Source organism: Alteromonas stellipolaris (genome assembly GCF_001562115.1).
Taxonomy (GTDB): domain Bacteria; phylum Pseudomonadota; class Gammaproteobacteria; order Enterobacterales; family Alteromonadaceae; genus Alteromonas; species Alteromonas stellipolaris.
Map to the genome: position 1 here is coordinate 89,922 of NZ_CP013926.1, position 21,787 is coordinate 111,708.

General features: G+C 43.1%; 13 protein-coding genes. 1 reads left to right on the forward strand and 12 read right to left on the reverse strand.

What is annotated here, in order from left to right; genetic code table 11:
• Positions 1-2 precede the first annotated feature (2 nt).
• From AVL57_RS00420 to gbca, 12 genes are all read right to left on the reverse strand, one after another.
• Entirely contained in the window at positions 3-3,038 is a 3,036-nt protein-coding gene (locus AVL57_RS00420) for an ATP-binding protein (RefSeq protein WP_057794917.1), read from the reverse strand.
• Positions 3,038-4,093 carry a DNA cytosine methyltransferase gene (locus tag AVL57_RS00425; protein ID WP_057794915.1) on the reverse strand — a complete coding sequence of 352 codons (1,056 nt, stop codon included), beginning with the start codon at positions 4,091-4,093 and terminating at the stop codon, positions 3,038-3,040. The genes AVL57_RS00420 and AVL57_RS00425 overlap by 1 nt, the downstream gene beginning before the upstream one ends.
• A 242-nt stretch (positions 4,094-4,335) precedes the next feature.
• Positions 4,336-6,915 (reverse strand): DEAD/DEAH box helicase, encoded by a 2,580-nt coding sequence (locus AVL57_RS00430; protein ID WP_057794914.1) that lies wholly within the window; start codon positions 6,913-6,915, stop codon positions 4,336-4,338.
• 300 nt (positions 6,916-7,215) lie between these two features.
• Positions 7,216-8,916, reverse strand: a complete 1,701-nt coding sequence (locus AVL57_RS00435; RefSeq protein ID WP_082605002.1) for an L-lactate permease — start codon at positions 8,914-8,916, stop codon at positions 7,216-7,218.
• Between the two features lie 103 nt (positions 8,917-9,019).
• Positions 9,020-9,868 (reverse strand): adenine nucleotide alpha hydrolase family protein, encoded by an 849-nt coding sequence (locus tag AVL57_RS00440; RefSeq protein ID WP_057794913.1) that lies wholly within the window; start codon positions 9,866-9,868, stop codon positions 9,020-9,022.
• Entirely contained in the window at positions 9,861-11,348 is a 1,488-nt protein-coding gene (locus AVL57_RS00445; protein ID WP_082605001.1) for an electron transfer flavoprotein subunit alpha/FixB family protein, read from the reverse strand. The genes AVL57_RS00440 and AVL57_RS00445 overlap by 8 nt, the downstream gene beginning before the upstream one ends.
• On the reverse strand, positions 11,341-13,398 hold the full coding sequence (locus tag AVL57_RS00450) for a (Fe-S)-binding protein (RefSeq protein WP_082605000.1): 2,058 nt from the start codon (positions 13,396-13,398) through the stop codon (positions 11,341-11,343). Before AVL57_RS00450 ends, AVL57_RS00445 begins: the two co-directional genes overlap by 8 nt.
• A 117-nt stretch (positions 13,399-13,515) precedes the next feature.
• Entirely contained in the window at positions 13,516-15,576 is a 2,061-nt protein-coding gene (gene dgcA / locus AVL57_RS00455; RefSeq protein ID WP_057794912.1) for a dimethylglycine demethylation protein DgcA, read from the reverse strand.
• A 57-nt stretch (positions 15,577-15,633) separates the two neighbouring features.
• The gene (locus tag AVL57_RS00460; RefSeq protein ID WP_232363255.1) at positions 15,634-16,167 is read right to left on the reverse strand and encodes a 4-vinyl reductase; all 534 of its coding nucleotides are present in this window, start codon (positions 16,165-16,167) and stop codon (positions 15,634-15,636) included.
• Complete coding sequence (locus AVL57_RS00465) at positions 16,167-17,147, reverse strand: dipeptidase (protein WP_057794910.1); 981 nt, start codon at positions 17,145-17,147, stop codon at positions 16,167-16,169. Before AVL57_RS00465 ends, AVL57_RS00460 begins: the two co-directional genes overlap by 1 nt.
• A 382-nt stretch (positions 17,148-17,529) precedes the next feature.
• Positions 17,530-18,597 (reverse strand): choline metabolism transcriptional regulator GbdR, encoded by a 1,068-nt coding sequence (gene gbdR, locus AVL57_RS00470; RefSeq protein ID WP_057794909.1) that lies wholly within the window; start codon positions 18,595-18,597, stop codon positions 17,530-17,532.
• A 364-nt stretch (positions 18,598-18,961) separates the two neighbouring features.
• Positions 18,962-20,239 (reverse strand): glycine betaine monooxygenase oxygenase subunit, encoded by a 1,278-nt coding sequence (gene gbca / locus AVL57_RS00475; RefSeq protein WP_057794908.1) that lies wholly within the window; start codon positions 20,237-20,239, stop codon positions 18,962-18,964.
• A 340-nt stretch (positions 20,240-20,579) separates the two neighbouring features.
• Here gbca and gbcB point away from each other — a divergent pair, with 340 nt between their 5' ends.
• The gene (gene gbcB / locus AVL57_RS00485) at positions 20,580-21,677 is read left to right on the forward strand and encodes a glycine betaine monooxygenase reductase subunit (protein ID WP_057794904.1); all 1,098 of its coding nucleotides are present in this window, start codon (positions 20,580-20,582) and stop codon (positions 21,675-21,677) included.
• Positions 21,678-21,787 lie beyond the last annotated feature (110 nt).

Consider the following 21,787-nt stretch of genomic DNA (forward strand, 5'->3'; position numbering starts at 1 on the left):
CCTTACGCCTCTGCATCGATTACTGCTTGTTCTAGTTTGGGTGCTATAGTAAAGCACGCCCCTTCATTAGGGTTATATGGAGCTAACGATATTTCAAACCCTTCATCTTCTAGTGTCTTTCTTACTACGTATAAACCCATTCCGCGGCCGCCAGATTTTCGAGAGAAAGCAAATTCGAACACATTATCTTTATCTATAGTTGGAATACCAGGGCCTGAATCTTTTACGATAAAACCAGTACTTGTAGCATCTAATGTTATTACTTTTTCCCCACTAGCTTTGCCAAGCCAAAAAATAGAGTTATCGATTAGGTTTATGATCGCGGGGTATATAGTAGAGGTAAATCCTATAATGCTTTGCTTTAAAAAGTTATCGGTAACCTTTAATTGAATTTTTTCATTGTCTAAACGATCCCAGAAAACACTATTAACAAAATCAGATACCGCTTTACCTGTTATAGATACTTTCTTTCTAGTTAATCTTCTAGTGAGTGGAGTGAACACTTTAAGGTAACCTTCAAGATGTTCAAAACCGCTCCGAATATCTTCGTATATCAAATTGAGTTTTTCATTTTTATTTGCCCAGGGTTGCATTTCCTTTAATGCTCGCCTTATACCCAATACATTTCCGCTAAACTCATGGTGTATAATTCCAATCGCCATACCTAAATGGACCATTTCAGAATTTCGATCATTTACTTCTTTTAGATGTTCATATTCTGACTCAAGTATTTCAGTAAGCTTATTTCCTGCTATTGAATTTTGCTCATTACCTTCTCTGATTGTCTGAATTTGTTCAGCTATATGTTCTACCCTCTCTAGAACAATATTTGCTGTTTCAGTTATTTTTCCCTCTAGGGAGGCTTTAAGCTCATATAACTCATCAGCAGATCTTTCATTAAAGCTTACAGAAGATAGATCATGTTTAACCTGTTCTAGAGTCGTTTTAGCTAATTCTCTATTTCTAGAAATTTCGTCCTTAGTCCAGCCTTCTAATTCTTCTAGTACTTTATTAGCTTTGTAATAAACCGCATTGAGTTGCTTTTTTTGGAATTCCGTTTGTGAATCAATAGAATCAGTAAAACGCCTTCGCATACCTGTTCGATTTCCAAATTTGTCCTCAAATACTACTAAGCGTTTTTCTGTTTTTGTCTTTAGTTCATTAATGTTGTATTGAATTTTATCTTTTTTTACTTTATACAAATCACACAGGTCTGTAAGCGTTTTACCAAATCCTACTCCTGCTGGAAAAGTGATATTGAGATTATTTACTAGTGGTTTTAGTCCATTTGATAAGATCTCTTGAACTTCAAAAATAAAATCATCGGCAGACTCAGATTGCTTATCAAAATCTTTAAATCTATAATTGATTTTCTCAGATATACTTGTTAATCGACTGCTCCAATAGTCATTATCGTAACGTTTGAAAAACACTTCTAGTTGCTGTTGCAGCCTTTTTTTCTTGGTGCTTGTAAGGTTCTCTCGCTTTTTGAGTAAATCATATGCTTCTTGATGTCTTGACCTTATTTGTAAAAATTGTTCTGATAAGTCACCTTTTTCATTAAAAAAATCGCGTGCTGCTTGTATAAAGAAGTTCTCTAAAATTGATTTGAATTGTTTATAAGCCTTATTTTCTATAAACCCTTCTCGGCCAGCTTTCTCGTGTAATGCATAATTGTTTTCTTTAGTTAGCTCGACGCTTCCAAGCATCCTACGATAGGAAAAGAAAGCTTGACCAGTCTTACTTCTTCTTTGCTCAATGTGTAAAAAATCAACATCTGAATCACCATAAGGAAGAACGCGAATTCCATCTCTATAAATGTACAGCCCACCGATTTTGTTGGTTTTATGGTAAATTTCTTGCCATAAGACATTTGGTAGTTTTGATTCTCTGGCAGTTCCCATAATGACAGCCAAATTAATTTTAAAATGTCCACAAGTTACAGGCTTGTTAAGTCCTTCAGGCCAAGACAATACATATTCTCTTTTTTCTTCACCATAGATAGTTACGGTACCTGTAAACTGACCAAATTCGTTGAATGAGCCTTTGATATGATGGTCAGATTGCTCAAATTCCTGTGGAGTAAAAAAGATTGATTCACTTATTCTATCGACGACTGAGCCATCTGCTGTGTGGTCTCTAAAACGAGCCAAAATAGGTGGTTTATTATCTTTGTCCATTGTATTGGTAAAACCAAGCAAAGCTTTTTCTAAACGAGATGCTTGGTCTGTCGCAGCTCTTGCAGCCAAGTCGCCTTCAACCTCTTCATTTAAGATCTCATCTACTGGGGATATGACAAAGTGAGTTCCAAAACCGTCTTCATCTAAATAGAGCTTTCGAGTTGATGTGATACCATCACTTTTTAATTGGTCATCGACTTTAGCATCAAAAGCTTTCAAGTTTCGATACCAGACTTCAGGATTGAATTCAAAGGAGTCGATCTGATGAACAACAGCGTCAATTTTATCTTGAGATATTTTATTATTTAATGTTTTTACGTTGTCTTTTGCTTGCGATAACAAATTTAAAAACTGGTCATTTGTTATCATTTTATTATTTCTAATTTCAATTAAAGGGATGTCTATATCGCTTAAATCTAGAGCAGGAAGTGAAAATAATGTCCAATTTATAAAGCTCGCAACTAGGGTTGATAAACCATCCTCTCTTTTTGCCCTAGTCAAAACTAGTACCTGAGGACCTATAGCAGCAATTGATAGTCGGCCTATACCTTTCTCGCCCATAACAGGACGAAGGGCTTTCGACATGTTTGTTGCAGGTAAAGCAATGCTATTTTCATCAACAAACTTGCTGTCTGTGCCTATTGTTAGCCATCGCTCTTCAAACTCATCACGAGTCATCCCAAGACCATCGTCTCGAAGAATTAAAAGGTTCCTTTTACGTATGTAATCGACTTCTACATTGTCTGCATACGCATCATGTGCATTCTTAAATAATTCGCTTAAAGCTGTTGGAATACCTGCTATTTGCTGCCTTCCTAACATATCCAAAGCTCTTGCTTTTGTTTTAATCTGAGCCATTACTCTTGTCCTTCCTGAACGCGATTAAAATGATTTAAAATTGCTAAACCAAAATTTCTAGCCAACTCGCAGGGTACGGCATTTCCTATTTGTTTAGCCATGGAAGTAAGTGTACCTGAAAAAATATAGTCGCTTGGAAATGTTTGAAGGTTTGCAGCTTCCCTCATGCTTATTGGCCTATTTTGATTTACATCTGGATGTCCAAATCTACCATTAGAGTAACCATTACATCTTGTAGTTAGTGTAGGTGATGGTTTGTCCCAACTCATCCTCCCATATGTGTCGTAGTGTCCGTCATAATCTTTATGAGCTTTATTTACCAACCTGGTGGGCCAATTCCTTCTATCACCCCCTTCAGGTGTCAAACTAATTCGTTCAAGATTGATAGAATCTAAATTAGAGCATCTATGAACTGGATCTTCGCCAGATACTTCTCCCGCGCGAAGTGCTGGTAGCATAAAAATTGCGTCTCTGACTGTAACGTATGGGATACCATTTACACCGTGTGTTTTCTCTGGTTCCTCTATTCTTCCGAGTCTACTTGCTAATAGAACCAACCTTTTTCTTTTTTGTGGGACGCCGTATTCTTCGGACTTTGCGATAAATTTTAAGTGTTGGTAGCCGTTTTTTGACAAGAAAGATAGAAAGCGACAGAATGGCCCTTCGACATTAGGGTTAACGTTTTGCATTCCTGGTACATTTTCAAGCAATATATATTCAGGATTAAAGGCTAATATAAACCGATGTGTTTCATCTAAAAGAGTTCTTCTTATATCAGCATCAGACTTTTTATTGTTTTGATTTGAAAAAGGCTGGCAAGGCGCGCAAGTACATATTAACAAAGGCTCTTCGGTGATATTGGGAACTTTGGTAACAATATCTTCAACTGTTATATTTCTGACGTCATCTAAAATAAACTGTGCGTCTGGGAAATTGGCTTTATAAGTCGAAGCAGCATTCGGTTCGAAATCTATCCCTAATGAGATATTACAACCAGCCTGCTCTAATCCTTTGCTTGCCCCGCCGCAGCCACTAAAAAAGTCAATTACATTCAACGTTTATACTCAAAAAACTATAATTATTCTCGTGTAGATGGTATCAGGTTAGTGTTGTATCGTCATTACTGGGTCAGTTCTACGACAAAAAGATTATCTATGTAGTGAATACCCTTGCATTAGAAGTTATAGACATAGATAGATGTATTTTCGAAGGTGCGCTCCAGAGTCGCAAAACTAAAGACTGTAATTTTTCGAGAGCTATACTCTTCTTTTTGTGAAATATAGAAAAATCTCGCAAGTTAGATACCTTCATACCAATTATCACCAATCCCACCAGCCTCTACATGTTTATTAAAGTAAGCCTCCCCATCACTACGCATCTGCTTCCTTATTAACTCTATATCGCCATTTTCTAGGTTCTCCCATAGCACGGGGTCGAACGCCAACTTATCTAACTCCTTTGAGTGGTACATGAAGTTTTTGCGTTCAAATTTTTCGAAAGGGTTTTGCAATATACTTTTTGTAATAGCTGGTACATCATCTAAGTATTCTTCATTGTTCAGCGGGCTATTGGTTTTTTCCGCTTGGCCGTATTTTGTCAACAGCTTTTTATAAAATGATTGATAATCCGCTCTCAGTAGCGAAAGAGTAACTTCCCCAGTTTTATCAGCATGCTTTAGCATCAGTAGTAGAAATATAATTTTGAACGAAAACGAGTAATCACGTTGTTCTAAAAACTCGAAAAAATCATCTCTTCGTGTGTCTTCATTACGGTACTTGAGATTTTTCTCCTCGCGTATTTCATCCACTCTACTTTGTTCATAGTAATTGAGCGTATGGCTACCAAACGGCAACTGTTTATCTGGTAATAAACTTTGGTTTTTTACCCAAGCTTTAACTGTACCAGTCGATACAAAAAGTTCTCTAGCGAGTTGTTCATCATTAATGTAATCACCAAACTCATCTTCAAAGTTAAATAGCTTGATGGGATGAAGTTTGCGCTCGTGTTCGTAAAGGTGATCGAGAATCACTTCTTCGCCTACAAACGCCTCGTTTGGATTAAATATGTCAGCAAAGGGCTTATAACCATCAAGATTGAATATACTGTGTAGGCTCCATGGTTGCAGCGCGGGACCATAGCTATCTACCACATCTATCGCGTAAAGTGCTTCCTTGCCAGGATGATTACGTGTGCCTCTTCCTAGTTGCTGCATATATAGCACTTTTGACATCGTGGGCCGTGCCATTACCACAATGGAGGTATTGGGCGCATCCCATCCTTCATTTAATAAATCGCAAGCACATAAAAACCGAACATTACCTTCTTTGTATTTCTTCAATCCTTCTCTGCTATTTGCAGAAACGCCTTCAGCGCTAATTTTGTGTTTATTTAGAAGCGCAGCTAATCGATTGGCGTGTTTCACGTCAACACAGAAGATAACACCTTGCAGCGTCGCTAAAGACTGGCCTGTTACAGCATCTTGTTGAGTAAAGTATTTTGAGAGTACGTCTACAATAAGTTGGTCTCGGGAGGGCAAAATGACGCGCTTGTTTAAGTCGCTTTTAACGAACTCTTTTCCGTTGAATCTAACCTGAGAAAAATCAATGTTACTTTCCAAACGAAAAGCGCGAATTGGTGGTAATAGCTTTTGTTTAATCGCCTCTTCAAGAGTCATGTTCAATTGATATCGACCGAATATTTCAGCAAGATCTTTTTGGTCGAGTCTTTTATCCGTAGCGGTGCAACCAAACAACGTTTTTGGATTGAAGTGTTCTAATACTCGTTTGAGGCCTTGTGCAGGGGCATGATGAGCTTCATCCACCACAATATAATCAAAATGATCCGTTGAAAGCGAAGCAAATTGTCGTTGGATTGCTTGTGTCGTTTGCACTATTACATCAGCTGATGAGTCCAAAATGTTGGAGGAAACTATGAGGTTGGGGTTTCGTTCTATGAACCGTGCTTTTGTTTGTTCGCGTAAGTCTTTGAACGGAACAATGACTAACGCTCTATCAGCGTTGCCTAATTTTTTTTGATTGCTGTGGTCTGCAATAAATACTTCGGTTTTTCCGGTTCCAGTCGGCAGTACTAGCAAAAACGTATTTTTACCCTGCGTTCTGCCATTTTCAATATCTAAAAGCGCATCTTGCTGGTGTTTGAAAAGTGAAAAACTAATGTTTCTAAATTGGCTTGCTGTTGGCTTACTGCAAAATTTTTCTTCTTCTCCAAAGTAGAGGCGAATTTGATCTGCAAACTTCTTCTCATCAGCCATTCCCGCATTAGACCAGCGATATACTTTGATACCGTCTTTCATAAGCGAGTTTTGCTTAAGTAGCTGGGATTGATAGCGGCTTTGTCTAATGTGCAGTGGATGGTGAAAGCTTTCACCGTTAAGCTCTATGGCAATTTCGCCTTCAATAGTTTTAAGAACGTAATCCACATATCGGCTTTTACCAAGCAAGTCTACATACTGATATTCTCGCTCTAAAGCATGCAGATATTTTGAACCATAAACCTGCTCAAATAGACTCTCAAAATTGTATTCTGGGCGAGTTGGGTCTGTTTCACTAATCTGTCTGTCAGCGCCAAACTGCCGAAAATCATACTCATCAGTACTGTCATTCAATATCGCATCAATTAGCAATCTATCTTCGTGTGCTTCGCTGTCGATAAATCGGTATAGCCGCTCAAATTTATGCATCAACATGTTTTGCCACGAAGTATATTCGTGGTAGCGATAGCTGGGTTTATTGGTTCCATACAGTTGCGTATCGATGATGATACCGACTTTTTGAGTGTTATCACTGAAAAGGTAGGAAGTGAATTGAGAATCTATCTGTTGAAAACCTAGGCTTCTGAGATAGTCTGATAAAGTCATTTAAATCTATCCATGATCGATTCCTTCTTCACGTCGTGTGAACATTGTTGTATCCATCTTCAAATCGCTAGAGTTAGCGCACTACAAAAGATACTTTAAATATGAGCATAATGGAGGATTGATTGTCCAGACAAACGTATGAATAGTAGTGATATTTGCTATGTTAATGTACGCGGCGCTAGTTAGCACACTCGCCGTGAAAACTCTTACCCTACTGCTGACTAGTTATTGTTTGAAAAATATCTTAGCTATTGGGTAGTGACTGGCTGTTTTTTCTATCTAACACGGCTGGGTTAATCATCATCCACCAACCCCAACCCCAACCCCAACCCCAACCAACAACACACCCATCCCCCCAGCCACTACAGCGAACACGGCCAGTATCAATGACGTGCTTTTTAGTATGTCGCCGTCGCGGTTTTGCAAACCCAGAATAGCGGTAACGGCCACTATGTTATTTATGCACACCATGTTGCCCATGGCGGCGCCTACACTTTGCAGTGCCAATATAGTGGTAAGGGGTAATGACAGTTGTTCGGCAATAGTGGTTTGAATACCCGCGAAGGTTAAATTAGAAATTGTGGCCGACCCTGAAAAGAACGAACCTAGCGCGCCTAAAAGCGGGGCGAAGAAGGTCCAGTTTGCGCCCGTTATTTGTGCCAAGTGATGACCTATTTGGGCTACCGCTGCGCTGTTTTGGCCAGAACTGTCGCCAAGCATCATCATGTTCACAAAAACAAGCGCGCCTAGCATGGCGAAAAAAGGTGTGCGCATGCGCGTTAGAGTTTGTTGGCTTGCTGTTTTTAATGAGTTCGAGTCTGATGAATGACGAAATAGCCACAAGGTCGCGCTGCCTGTTACCGCAAAAGGAATGATAGACGGAATATACAAAACGCTATGTTTCCAAGTTACCGCGGTATCTAAAATGCTGGTTAAGCTGGCCACTAAACTTGTGCTTATGTGAAAGGTGCCTAAAAAACCTAGGCTAATGTGTAATGCAGGTTCGGTGGCTTGTAAAAGCGCTTTAAGCCCTAGCTCGGGCAGGCGAGTTAATACTAACAGTAACACAGTGCCCCACAGCGGGAACGCGGCTTTTATTAACGTTTTCAGTGGTACCGTATTCTCTGGGGTTTGTTCTGGGGGTTGTTTTGGGGAGTGTGCGGTGGCTGCTGTTCGATTAGCTGCGGGTCGATTTACTGCCGGTTGATTTGTTGTCTCTGTCCCTATTTTATATTTCGCCAGTAACAGGGTAATAACTAAGCCAATTAACCCGCCTAGTAACGAAGGAAATTCCACACCAAAATAACTTAGCCCCAAATAGGGCAGGGTGCATGCGCAGGTGGAAAGTAGAATAAAAAGCAGGTTCTTTTTAATATCGGCGGTATCGCTCACTACTAATCGTAATGCCAATATCACAATGATAGGTGCGGCTATGGTGTTAATAAGGGCCGCTTGCTGGGCTATTTCTAGCACGCTTTGTTGAGGTAGTTCCAGTAGCGATAAGCCAAACCATACGGGTGTGCCCATGGCTCCAAAAGTAACGGGAATGGTATTAAGCACTAAACAGAACAGTGCCACTCGTATCGCGGGAAAACCAAGGCTGTAAAGTATGGGGGCGGCAATGGCGGCAGGTGTACCAAAGCCACTGGCACCTTCAATTAGAAACATAAACGCCCAGCCCACAATCATTAGCTGGGCTACGGGGTTTGCACTTACGCCGTCTAGCGCTTTGCGTAAAATAGCTAATGCACCGGTAATTTCCATGCATTTAAAAAGGAATATAGCGCCTGCAATAATAGACAGCGGGGTGAGTGCTAGCAATGCGCCACTTATTACATTGGCATTCACTAACCTTGCATCTTGCTTAAATACTAATAGCACCACCATATAAGCAACTACAGCGCTTAAAGGTAAAGCTTTGCTAGATGGCATAGGGTTCTTTTTTACCATTAAGGTAATAAGCAAAATAAGAGGTAGGTAAGAGAACGCTAAATTCATCATAGTGAGAAGGTTTCGCTTAGTGTAAGCATCTTTATACTTTGCTAGTTGCCTATTAACTAGTCAAATTATTAGCACATATGAGTTACAGCGCAATTAAATAGTTTTACAACACCTTCTCATCTTTCAATATTTTAAAAATAGCGTCGGCTGCTTCTTGGTTGTTATAAATGACCTTTCCTGCGCCGCCTTGGGCTTTGGCTGTGGCGGCTTTGAATCTATCAGCTGCAGTTTTGGCTTTAATTATTTTAAGCCGTTTAGGGCGGGGTTGAGCTGGGGTTATTTTCCATTCGGCTTGCAAGGTTTCGCAGTTTGTTAAATCAGGTGAAATAGATGCGCTACCCGCCGAATCTGTATGGGCAGCGATGGTATCTATTACAGTAATTTTACCTCGCATGGCTGCACCAAAAGCACTTTGTCGTGGCGCTTGCGCGGCCATATCGACAGTTGCGACAAAAGGCAGTTTTACGCTTATTTTTCTGCGCTGGCCTCTTGGTAGGGCTTGCAATAGTTCTGCGTATCCGGCTGTTTTATTAATGCATAAAATTTCGGTTATGCTGGGTACTAATGCCATGCCTAATTTTTCAGATAATACATAAGGTGTCATGCCTGACGATTCGCCGGTTTCGGCGCGTATTCCGGTAAGTAGAATATCGGGGATATTTTTATCAAAAGTGTTAATTAACGCGGTAAGGCTATCGTTTTCATGCGGTATGTTTAAAAGCTTAATTTCGGGTAAGCCCATACCTAAATAGTCTTTTAATACGGTATTGGTTTGCACATTGTTTGCAGCGCCTGCGTGCATCACCTGTAGGTTGGTATCAGGTACATTCAGCCCAATTTCTAACGCTCTAGCGTCTTGTTCTGCTCGCCGTGGGCGCTTTGATAGCGGGTGCTCTCCTACCGACACTAATACGGTTATATTCACGTTATCTTCAACGGTCTGTTTATGCATGCTGAGCCTCCGGTGCGTTCTTGGCCGTTGCTCGATATGGGGTTAACCCTGAAGTATCGCTGGTGGCGTTATTGTTTTTCTGATCGCGTTTCTGATTGCCTTTGAGTGCGCTTTTTTGCTCATGTACCAAATCGAGTAACGCGGCTAATATTGCGCTGCTATCCCCTATGGCGCTTAAATCGGCGCGTTTAACCATGTCGCAGCTATCATCGGTATTAATGGCAATGACCTTTTCACACTGTGCTATGCCTTGCATGTGCTGAATTGCGCCAGATATACCTACCGCAATGTACACCTTTGCTGTAACCCAGGTGCCGGTTGCGCCTACTTGTCGTTCACGTGGCATAAAGCCATCGTCTACCGCTACACGGCTTGCGCCTTCGGTAGCGCCCAATATAGCGGCTGCGTGGTGAAATTGATCCCAATCGGTAATGCCATTACCGCCAGATAAAATAAACCCAGCTTCGGCCAAATTAATATCGTTAGGGTTCACGCTTTCATTGCCTAGGTCTGTAATTTTTTGTTCGTAGGTATTTGTTATCGCTTGTTCTAGTGTTTGATCAGATGCCTGTTTAGGAAGCGGAATAAGTGGCTGCTCAAGCACTTTGCATTCGTGCCTAGTATCACTCACCGGCTCATTGCATTCTTCTAATGCCAGCATAATGTTTGTAATTGGGCGGGTAATGTCGGTTTTACCTGCCGAGCCTCGGCATACTATTTGGTTACCATTAACTTTCCACACATTGCTGGCCACCGTGGTATTAAGCTTTGCGGCTAGTCGGCGGCCTAAATCTGCTCCGCCATGAATGCTATCTGGAAATAAAATATGTTTAGGATTTATCTGGTTTACTAGCTTGTATAAATCGGCGCACCGCTTTTCAGGGTTGTATTGCTGATATTCATTGCCTTCAAAATTTACCAGCCTGTCTATGCCGGCGGTGTCTAGCTTTTCTTCGGTAATGGTATCGAAAAATACCGCCACTACTGCGCCTGTTCTTTCGCCTGGGTCTACACCTACACCTGCATCTACACCTGCACCTGTTCGTGCTTCGTTGCCTCCAGTACCTTTATCAAAAGCTGCGTCATTTTCGATAGTCGCAGGCTGGGTTGCCAATTTATGGGCTAAGCCTAAGATATCTCTGTCGTGGCTAGATAATCGGCCTGAAACGCCGTCTACCACCACTAGAATATAAAAATCTGGGTTAGCTACTTTGTGTAGCGGTAGCACAATCTCTTCTTGGGCTGCTGACTTACTACCTTGAGCCGATTGTCTGTTTAGCTGTTTGAAAGAGCCCGCAGCGCCCGACCTATCAATTCGCTTTAACCCATTCGGGCCAATAAAGCCGATGGCGTGTACGTTTTTACGCAATAAACCGGTAGGGCCACGTTGAACTAGCTGGCCTTCAGGTACATGTAGTGGATGTAGCCTGTTTCGGGCAATCCATTGGGCTCGTGGGTCGCGACGAAATAGGTTAGACATCGGCAGTACTCGCTATTTCGCCTGAAGCTTTCGCATCTGCCGCTAGTGCCGCAGTGGGTTTAAGGTTTACGGCTGGCGCTTGAAAATCAACAGCAGTTTCGGCTACTAAAGCCTGTGTAACTAAAGTCTTTGTATCTAAAAGCTGCGTATCTAAAACAAGCGCATCTAACATTAACTCGGCAATGTCTTTTACCTGTGGGCGTGGCTCTACAACCCCCTCTAGCATTAAGCTACATTGTGGGCAGCCCACTGCGATAATGTCTGCGTTAGTTGCTTTTGCGTCTTCCATTCGCATATCGGGAATGCGCTGCGTGCCGGGTATATCGGTAACGGGGGCGCCGCCACCGCCGCCGCAACAGCGGGCTTTTGTTTTGCTTCGCTCCATTTCCTTTATGTTAATACCCATCGCTTCAAGTAAGTATCTAGGGGCGTCGTATTCGCCGTTGTATCGTCCTAAATAGCATGGGTCGTGGTAGGTAAGCGATAAGGCTTTGTCGGTGCTTAAGCGTAGCTTTTGGCTTTTCACCAAATCTGCGAAAAAACCGGTGTGGTGATACACATCGTAATGGCCGCCAAAATCACTATATTCATTTTTAAGGCAATGAAAGGCGTGGGGGTCGGCGGTAACAATATGCTTAAATTGATATTGCGCCATGGTGGCAATATTGGTTTTCGCCAAACGCTGGAAGGTGGCTTCATCGCCTAGTCTACGTGCGGGATCGCCACTGTCGCATTCGCTATCGCCCAATACTGCAAAATCTACGTTAGCAGCGCGCAATAAACTTACCATGGCACGCAAGGTACGTTGGTTTCGCATATCGAAAGCGGCATCGCCTATCCACAACAATACGTCTGCTTTATCTACATGTTGGCCAAATACGGGTAAATTCTGATCTGCTGCCCAGTTCATTCGGCTGTTAGGGGCATAGCCGTTGGGATTGTCGGTGGTTTTTAAGTTCTCGAGCAATTCAGCACCTTTGCCCGGTGTTTGGCCTTTTTCTAAAGTTTCGAAGCGGCGCATATCAACAATGGCGTCTACATGTTCAATCATCATGGGGCATTCTTGAACACAGGCGCGGCAGGTGGTGCAAGACCACACGGTTTCAGAAGGTACTAGCACGTTCACTATAGGAATAATTGCGCCGCCTTTATGAGTTCCTGCCTGCACGCCAGGGTAGGGGCTGCCAGCAAACTGCGCATCGCTACCTCCGGCCATGCCAACTACCATGTCTTGAATAAGCTTTTTAGGGTTAAGTGGTTGGCCTGCTGCAAAGGCAGGGCAGGCTTTTTCGCATCGCCCGCATTCTACGCATGCGTCGAAACTAAGTAGCTGGTTCCATTTAAAGTCTTCAGGCTTTTCTACGCCTAGCTTTGCTGTTTCAAGGTTAATGCTTTTAAGGCCTGTTGAGCGCCCGCCGCCAAAACGTTCTTGCCTGCGGTGAAAGCCTAAATGCAGCGCGCCAGCAAAGGCATGTTTCATGGGCCCGCCCCAGGCCATGCCTAAATACATTTCGCCCACGCCCCAAGTTATGCCAAGCAATAACACCACGGCTAACAACCAACCGCCTGTGTTTGCGGGTAACAGGCCGGTGGCGGGTAAACTTAAAATAAAGAAGCTACTTGCATAGGTTAACAAGCTATAGGGTAGGCGCGACCACGGCCCTTTAGACAAATTAGGCGGTGGGTTCCTACGCCGTAAAAATACAAAAACTGCGCCAATAAACATAAGGGCGCTACTGGCCAGCAAGGCATAGTTTAAAACAGAGCCTGTTATGCCGAATAAGTAAATGCTTAGCACTAAAATTGTCGTTAAAACAAAGCCGCCCGCGGTGGCCACGTGGGTATTTGAAATGTATTTGTCGCTAGCAACTACGTGATGAAGGTCTACCAAATAGCGCCTTGGAATGGAAAGTAAGCCAGCCCAATGCACAGTAGAAGCCTGACCTTGTCGCCATAAACGCACGCGGCGTCCCGCGCCAATTAGCGTAAGCAGTACCGACACTAACAACAGCACAAATAATACAGCCGGTAAAAAATCATCAGCAAACATGACAACGCCTATGGTGGTTCGATTTCTCGTTTTTTATCGCCAAACACTTAGCAGGGTTGGCGCCGTATATGGTCAAAGAGGAAAAGAAGGCGAAGTAAGCCAAGCTTTCCTCTGATATTAGAAATCTTTGCATAGCCTTAGGGCGTCATAAATGGCGGCGTGTGTGTTGCGCTGGGCCACGCAGTCGCCAATTCTATACAGCAAATAGCCGCTGGCCTCTTCTAAAAGCATAGGCTGAGGTTTTGCGTCGTATAGGGCTTCAATATCTATTTGCCCTTTATTGCGAGAGTCTTGTTTTAGTTGGTAGTACAGCAATTCGTCGGGGCGGGTGCCGTTTTCTACTACAACTTGGTCAACCACGCGTTCTTCTTGCTGCCCTGTGTACTCGTTTTCAAGCACGGCCACAAGCTTGTCGCCTTCCTTGTATACCCTTTCTAGTAACAAGTCAGAGGTCATAATAACTTCTCGCTCGTACAAGCTGCGGTAATAAGTTGGGAAGGTGGTGCCGCCTACTGCTGCACCTGGCTTAATATCATCGGTAACTACTTCTACTAATGCGCCATTGTGGGCCAAGAAGTCGGCAACCGATAAGCCGCTGAATTCGCAAATGGTGTCGTACACCAATACATTTTTGCCCGGCTCAATGTGGCCGTTTAATATATCCCATGAACTCACTACTAAGCCGTCATCAGCACCCCAATGTGGGTTTTGGTTAATGAATGGTGTCGCGCCGGTGGCAAGAATGACTACATCAGCATTGAACCCGCGAATACTGGCTTCGTCGGCGGCAGTATTTAGCTGAATATCTACCCCTAAGCGTGCAAGTTCTAGGGCGAACCAGCGAGTAATGCCCGCTATTTGGTCCCGCTGCGGCGCTTTGGCAGCTATGGTAATTTGACCGCCTAGCTCACTGCTTTTTTCTATTAGGGTTACTTTGTGGCCGCGCTCAGCGCAAACTCGCGCCGCTTCCATGCCCGCAGGGCCGCCGCCTATAATCACTACAGTGCGAATAGGGCCGTCGGTTTTTTGAATAATATGGGGCATAGTAGATTCACGGGAAGTAGCCGCGTTTTGAATACACAGTACATCTAACCCTTGGTATTGGCGGTCTATGCAATAGTTCGCGCCCACGCACTGCTTTATTTGATCTACTTGGTTAAGCTTAATTTTGGTTATGAGGTGCGGGTCGGCAATGTGCGCCCGTGTCATGCCCACAAAGTCTACGTAGCCTGCTTCTAATATGCGCTGCGCTTGGTTAGGATCTTTAATGTTTTGTGCGTGCATAACCGGCACGCTCACCACTTCTTTAATGCCTGCCGCTAAGTGCAAAAATGGCTCTGGTGGGTAGCTCATGTTAGGAATAACGTTAGCAAGGGTATTGTGGGTGTCGCAGCCCGAGCCTACTACGCTAAAAAAGTCGAGTAGGCCGGTATTGTTGTAATAGGCCGCTATTTCTTTCATGTCGTCGTGATTAAGGCCATCGGCGTGAAATTCATCGCCAGTAATGCGTAAACCTACGGCGAAATCGCGGCCTACTTCTTCACGTACGGCTTTTAGTACTTCCATGCCAAAGCGCATGCGGTTTTCAAAGCTGCCGCCCCATTCGTCGGTGCGCTGGTTTACCCTAGGGCTCCAAAATTGATCGATTAAATGTTGATGTACTGCTGAAAGCTCAATGCCATCTAATCCGCCCGCTTTAGCCCGGCCTGCAGCTTTAGCGAAGTCGCCAATAATGCGCTGCATTTCTTCTATTTCAATGGTTTTACAGGTAGCACGGTGTACTGGTTCACGAATACCACTTGGGCTAAGTAGGGTGCTCCAATTGCCCCCGTCCCATCTAGAGCGCCTTCCCATATGCGTAATTTGAATCATAATTTTGCCGCCGTGTTTGTGCACGGCATCGGCTAAATTTTGAAAATGAGGGATAATACGATCGGTAGATAAATTAACAGATTTCCACCAATCTTGAGGGCTATCAATAGATACCACGCTCGACCCGCCACAAATACACAGCCCTACACCACCTTTGGCTTTCTCTTCGTAATATTTTACGTAGCGTTCTGTGGTCATACCGCCTTCGGTGGCATACACCTCTGCGTGAGCCGTACTCACTACTCGGTTTCGAATAGTCAGTTTATTAATTGCTAATGGCTTAAATAAGGCTTCAAACTGCGCCATGGTGTTCCCTCAAGAAATGCGTATTGCGACTGCGTGTTTCAATCAATATGGTTGTGGCTACAAAGGAGACACTTCAAAAATGCCATAATCACAGCCTTCTTCGGCGGCGCATTGGGTTTGCTCGGCTTGCGTTTTCACCGTGTAGCCTAGGCTTTGGGCAATTTGATCCATGGCGCCAGCAAACCAGCCTGTAAACATGTAGTCGACCTTGCGGTTCACGTTGCCGTACTGATACACAAAAGCGGAATTTTCAAGGCGAACGCGGGCAGTGCCCGCTTCTAAGTCTAGGGATTCGGTAATGAAAAAACCCCAGCCGCGCTGAGATAAACGCTTCATGTAATGCTCAAATACCGCTTCGCCCGATATGCCGTGGGCCTCTGCTTCCTTTTCGCACCAGTAATAAGCCGATTTATAGCCCGCTCTATAAAGAATGTCGGCATACTTTTCTGCGCCAATTTCTTCTTCAATGCCCATGTGGTTATTCACAAAAAAGTGACGTGGTACATAAAGCATGGGCAGGGCGTCGGTGGTCCATACGCCGGTTTCATCGTCTACTTGTATTGGCATTTCTGGGCTGTGATACGACATCATTATTCTCCCCACACTTGTTTTAAAACGTTAACCCAGTTTTCACCCATCACTTTTTTAATTTTTTGCTCCGACCAACCGTGCTTTAACATGGTGGCGGTTAAATTGGGGAACTCGCCAAGAGTACGAATACCAAGTGGGTTCACAATTTTTCCAAAGTTAGTGAGGTTACGTGCGTAGCCTTTATCGTGAGTTAGCATGTCGAAGAAGGCTTTATCGTGGCCTTGAGTGAAATCTGTGCCAATACCTACGCAGTCTTCCCCTGCAATATCAATCACGTAGTCCATGGCTTCTACGTAGTCGTCTACGGTGGAATCGATGCCTTTTGCCAAGAAAGGGGCAAACATGGTTACGCCAATGAAGCCGTTTCTGTCGGCAATGAATTTCAGTTCTTCATCTGACTTATTGCGGGGATGATCTTTCAACCCTGATGGTAAACAGTGGGAGTAACACACAGGTTTAGTAGATGCTTCAATGACTTCAATTGAGGTTTGTGGGCCTACGTGGCTTAGGTCGCACATAATGCCCACGCGATTCATTTCAGCTACAATTTCACGGCCAAAACCCGATAAGCCGCCGTCCCGTTCATAGCAACCTGTACCTACTAAGTTTTGCGTGTTGTAGGCCATTTGCACTATGCCTACACCCAGTTTCTTAAATATTTCTACATAGCCAATTTGGTCTTCAAAAGCATTCGCATTTTGAAACCCTAAAATAATGCCAGTTTTACCAAGCGCTTTTGCGGTGGCGATATCAGCAGTTTTGGTTACCGGCATGATAAGGTCACTGTCGGTTTCAAAAAACTGATTAAATTCCACGATGTTATCTATGGTGCTTTTAAAACCTTCCCATACCGATACCGTACAATTCGCTGCGGTTAGGCCGCCGCGATGCATGTCTTCAAACAAATCTCGGTTCCATTTGGCTATCACTAAACCGTCGAATATTATCGAGCTGTCGTGTAACTCTTTAGCGTCTTGCATGGGAAAATTCCTTTACTAAAAGCGGTTATTTACAGGCGCTTTGTGCTTACAATTTGGAAATTAGAATAGCACTAGCAAATTGGCCGATTAGAGCTAATACGACTCATTATTTGCTAAATGCGTCGTGTGAAGCAGATAGTTGAAAATTGTTGTTAAGGCTAAATTTCAAGTGCAAAGGCTAGTGACGTTGCGCCATTGAAAAAAAGCCAATTTATGCAATTGAAAATAAGTAAAAAGGGGATAGGAAAATAGTCTGGCAGGAGGTTTAAAGCGAGCATTTCATAAAAAGGGAAAAGTGAAACAGCGTTATAGAAATGCCCGCTTACCAGTTAATCTAAGATAAGTGAGCATTAACTAATGCGTGTTTTTGAGGGTATTTACATTAGCCACATTCTAACTGCGGTGTAGGTAAGTGATGTATTTTAACGGTACCGTAAGTAGATTCGCCACTGGCATTATCAAACTGTAAGCCGCGGTTGGCGCGTTCTTCTCGAGGCGGTATTTTAAACGCGTTTCGATAACACTTACTAAAGTGAGGAGTAGAAACAAATCCACAGCAAATAGCTACTTCAATAATAGAAATATTGGTTTGCTTAATAAGCTGCCTTGCGCGGGTTAAACGAATTTGCATGTAATAACGATGGGGGGAGCAGTGCAAATACCGTTGAAACAAACGTTCTAACTGCCTGCGAGACAAATTCACAAAACCAGCTAGCTCGTTTAGATTCAAAGGCTCTTCAATATTGGCTTCCATCAAATGCACTATATCTTGAAGCTTAGATTGATTAGCGCCTACAACGTGCTGAAGTGGAATGCGCTGCATTTCTGATTCGTCGCGAATATGCTCATGGGCAAACATCTCACAAATCGCAATTTGAAGTTCTTTTCCGTACTCTCTGCCTATTAGGCAAAGCATCAAATCCATAGGGGCAGTGCCACCGGAACTACACCAACGTTTATGTTCAATGGTGTAAAGTTGGTTGGTGCTTTTAATTTTGGGGAAGTCTTCTTGCCAGCTGGCTAGCATTTCCCAGTGAATGGTGCAGTTTACGTTATCTAACAATCCCGCTTTTGCTAATGCATAACTTCCCGTGCAAATACCACCCAAAATCACGTTCTTTCTGGCTAAGTAATTTAACCAGTTCAAATCGAGTTTGGTAATGTTTTCTTTTACCGCAACGCCGCCGCAAACCATTACCGCCGAGTAGCTTTCATGGTTTTCGTATCGGGCGCTTACGTTAACACTCAAACCGTCACTAGCAACAACGGGTTCTCCGCTGGCGCTAATGGTAGCCCAGGTGTACAAGGTTTTACCTGAAAGATGGTTTGCCATGCGCAAGGGTTCAATGGCAGACGTTAATGCCATCATGGTGAAATTTGGCAGTAACAAAAAGCCAATATGACGAACACGGTCGCCCTTTCCTTCGTACTTTGTCTGTATCGGTATCATTGCATTAGCCTCTAGCTTGCCATGTTTTTATTATTTTTAGTGGGTCTATTTTTTGATCAAAATTTGATTCAAATAACCGTCAGATTAGCGATGAGGCTAGGTGACGATTATTGAATCACTACAGGCAAATGCAGTATAAAAATAACGACTTTATCTATTCTAATTGCGTCATTTTTATTCAAAATACAAATTTATTGATGTTTTATTACACATAACGAAAGTTTTTTCTACAACGAATATGCACTCTCGTTAGTTTGTGTGTACAGGTTGATAAAATTAGTATGGTGAAAGCTGGTTGATTTAGGCCTCTTAGCTTAACCCTCTTATTTTATATCTTTCAGTTAAGGCCTTTTGGTTAAAGCCCTTAACTGCGAGTTGTCGACGTCGCAATATTCACTTGCATGGTGTAACTAAACCAGTCGATAAAGTTAATTACTCCAAACTCATAAGTGGCAGAATAAGGCCCTGGTTGATAGGCTATTGAATTAATACCTCGTTGGTTGTTTTCTACCAAACGTCTATCTTGTTTATTGGTTTCATCCCATACATAGGTGAGTCTTTCAGGGTCGTAATCTACACCTTCAACCGCGTCTTTATGTACCACCCACTTTGTTGTTACTTCTGTTTTACGTGGTCCAAGGGGTTTAACTTGAAAGGCAACAATATGGTCACTTTGCGCATGGTTCCACGAATTCGGCAGGTGCAAAATTCGCATTGAACCTAACTCTGGGTTTTTAATCCTTCCCATTAATTTCTTTACCGCTAATTGGCCATCTACTGTCATTGCTAGCGTCCCCTCTTTTAACGGCATACGAACAATGCGGTTGCGCTTGGCGTACCCGTGAGAAACGTGCTTGTGAGGAATTCCTTCTGCGTCCCATAACGCCTGCTTCGATGCTACTAGAAACTTAAACTCATCGCTGGCTCTTGGATCTTCAGTATCATCCCACTCCAGCAACGAGCCTAAAAGCTCTGGATGCGAGCCGCTACAGTGATAGCACTCACGGTTGTTTTCTATCACTAGCTTCCAATTTGCCTCTTCTACTATGGTCTTTTCAACGGCCACTTTTGCATTTTCTAAATCGTAGGGTTCAAGGTAGTGGGCAAGATCTTCAAAGTAATCGTCGATATTGGTTGGGTTGTCACTAAGCGAAATATAAATGTACCCGCCCGCATTTCGACAATGCACAGGGTGTAAGCCGAATTTTGATTTATCAAAATCGTCACCCATGTCGGTACCAGCGTACAGTAAATTACCATCTAGTTCGTACGTCCATTGATGGTACGAACATACTAGCTTGGCCGTTTTACCTTTTTCGGTTAAACACAATTTCGAACCACGATGGCGGCAAACATTATGAAATGCGCGTACTTCGCCGTTTTGATCGCGCACTATTGTGATAGAGCTATTACCAATTTGCTGAGTCATGAAATTACCTTTCTTAGGAATTTCGCAGCTAAGCCCTACAAACAACCATTCTTTTTGAAAGATTTGCTCCATTTCAACATCGAAGTTGGCTTGCTCGGTGTAGAAGGGCTGAGGAAGCGACAACGAGATAGGGTGCGCTTTTAAGCTATCCGCTATCGCTTGCTCTTTGGTACAAGGTATTGTCGAACTCGGTATAATATTTAGGTTTGCCATTCTATGTGTTTCCTTGCCCTGTATGGTTTCCAGCGTTTTTATATGGTTAAGCTGGTGAAGTGTTGGTTTTACAGAGCCTTTGTATGTTCGACATGTGCTCTACCTGAATTTTTTGATTTTGCAGCGCCTGAGTGATTAAAGCATTTCCAAAAACGACAAAACTAGCGTGCAATTCCGACCTGTCGCGTTTTTTCTTAACCCGTTTAATTTGCGCAAGCGAGATTGGATTTTTACTGTTGGTGTTATTGGTTATAGGCTTGTCGTTTTTGAATAAGTGGGGCATTTCTTACTAGTAGATATTGAGCGCATATCCCGTTTAGTTTTATGGAATGTGTTCGCAATGAGCGAGAATTTTTTAACCGATGTAAATACGCAAAGTTGGGCCAATGGGCGCCATGAAGTGCAGTGCGTTAACGTTATCTATGAAACCATGGATGTGCGCACATTTTGCTTTAAGGCAAGCTCACCGGTTATGCATTTTTTCAAGCCAGGGCAGTTTGTTACCTTTGAATTGCAAATAAACGGTGAGCAAGTATTTCGTAGCTACACTATTTCGTCGTCACCCTCTGTGCCCTACAGCTTTTCCGTTACCATAAAACGCATACCTGGCGGCCAAGTATCTAACTGGATGCACGACAATTTGAAGCTTGGTGATCTACTCACTATTCACGGCCCCGTTGGTGCATTTAATTGCTTTGATATTGTTAGCGACAAAGTCTTATTGCTATCTGGCGGGGTAGGTATTACCCCTATTATGTCAATGACACGCTGGTGGTACGACACCAATGCTAACGTAGATATCACCTTCGTTCACAGCGCCAGAACACCTAGAGACATCATTTATTATCGCGAACTGAAATTAATGGACTCGCGCATTGATAACTTCAATTTAAATATCGTGTGCGAGCGTTACGAAAATGGTGAAAGTTGGAATGGTTATTATGGGTTTGTCGATCAGCGCCAACTAGAAATTATTGCCCCTGATTTTATGCAGCGAACTATTTTTTGCTGCGGACCGCCAGCCTACATGGATGCCATCAAAAAGCTGCTTACGGTAGTGGGTTTCAACATGGAAAATTACCATGAAGAAAGCTTTGGCTTGCCGCCTACCGAAGCCCACGAAGATGCGCAGCAGCAAGCTGACGATAATGCGAATATCGATATTGATACCGACGATTTATTACAGGTTGAATTTAGTAACAGCGGTAAATCAATCAAAATTCAACCCGATCAAACCGTGCATACCGCCGCGGCATTGGTGGGGCTGCATATTCCCAAAGGCTGCGGGCTAGGCATGTGCGGTACTTGTATGGTGAAGAAAACAGCTGGCGAAGTTGAAATGTCACACAACGGCGGTATTACCGATGAAGATGTGGAAGATGGCTATATTCTAAGCTGCTGCAGCATACCTAAAGGCGATGTGTCGATAGAGTATTAAGCGCCCTCATTCATATTTCCATACTGATTACTTTCCTATTAAAAATTCCGGCTAGCCCGGAATTTTTCGTTTTTATAACCCTTTTTTTACAAGCCTTTTGATAAGCCAAA

Coding starts and splice junctions, on each gene's coding strand:
- AVL57_RS00420 (WP_057794917.1), bottom strand. CDS start 3,038: ATGGCTCAGATTAAAACAAAAGCAAGAGCTTTGGATATGTTAGGAAGG.
- AVL57_RS00430 (WP_057794914.1), bottom strand. CDS start 6,915: ATGACTTTATCAGACTATCTCAGAAGCCTAGGTTTTCAACAGATAGAT.
- AVL57_RS00435 (WP_082605002.1), bottom strand. CDS start 8,916: ATGATGAATTTAGCGTTCTCTTACCTACCTCTTATTTTGCTTATTACC.
- AVL57_RS00440 (WP_057794913.1), bottom strand. CDS start 9,868: ATGCATAAACAGACCGTTGAAGATAACGTGAATATAACCGTATTAGTG.
- AVL57_RS00445 (WP_082605001.1), bottom strand. CDS start 11,348: ATGTCTAACCTATTTCGTCGCGACCCACGAGCCCAATGGATTGCCCGA.
- AVL57_RS00450 (WP_082605000.1), bottom strand. CDS start 13,398: ATGTTTGCTGATGATTTTTTACCGGCTGTATTATTTGTGCTGTTGTTA.
- dgcA (WP_057794912.1), bottom strand. CDS start 15,576: ATGGCGCAGTTTGAAGCCTTATTTAAGCCATTAGCAATTAATAAACTG.
- AVL57_RS00460 (WP_232363255.1), bottom strand. CDS start 16,167: ATGATGTCGTATCACAGCCCAGAAATGCCAATACAAGTAGACGATGAA.
- AVL57_RS00465 (WP_057794910.1), bottom strand. CDS start 17,147: ATGCAAGACGCTAAAGAGTTACACGACAGCTCGATAATATTCGACGGT.
- gbdR (WP_057794909.1), bottom strand. CDS start 18,597: ATGATACCGATACAGACAAAGTACGAAGGAAAGGGCGACCGTGTTCGT.
- gbca (WP_057794908.1), bottom strand. CDS start 20,239: ATGGCAAACCTAAATATTATACCGAGTTCGACAATACCTTGTACCAAA.
- gbcB (WP_057794904.1), top strand. CDS start 20,580: ATGAGCGAGAATTTTTTAACCGATGTAAATACGCAAAGTTGGGCCAAT.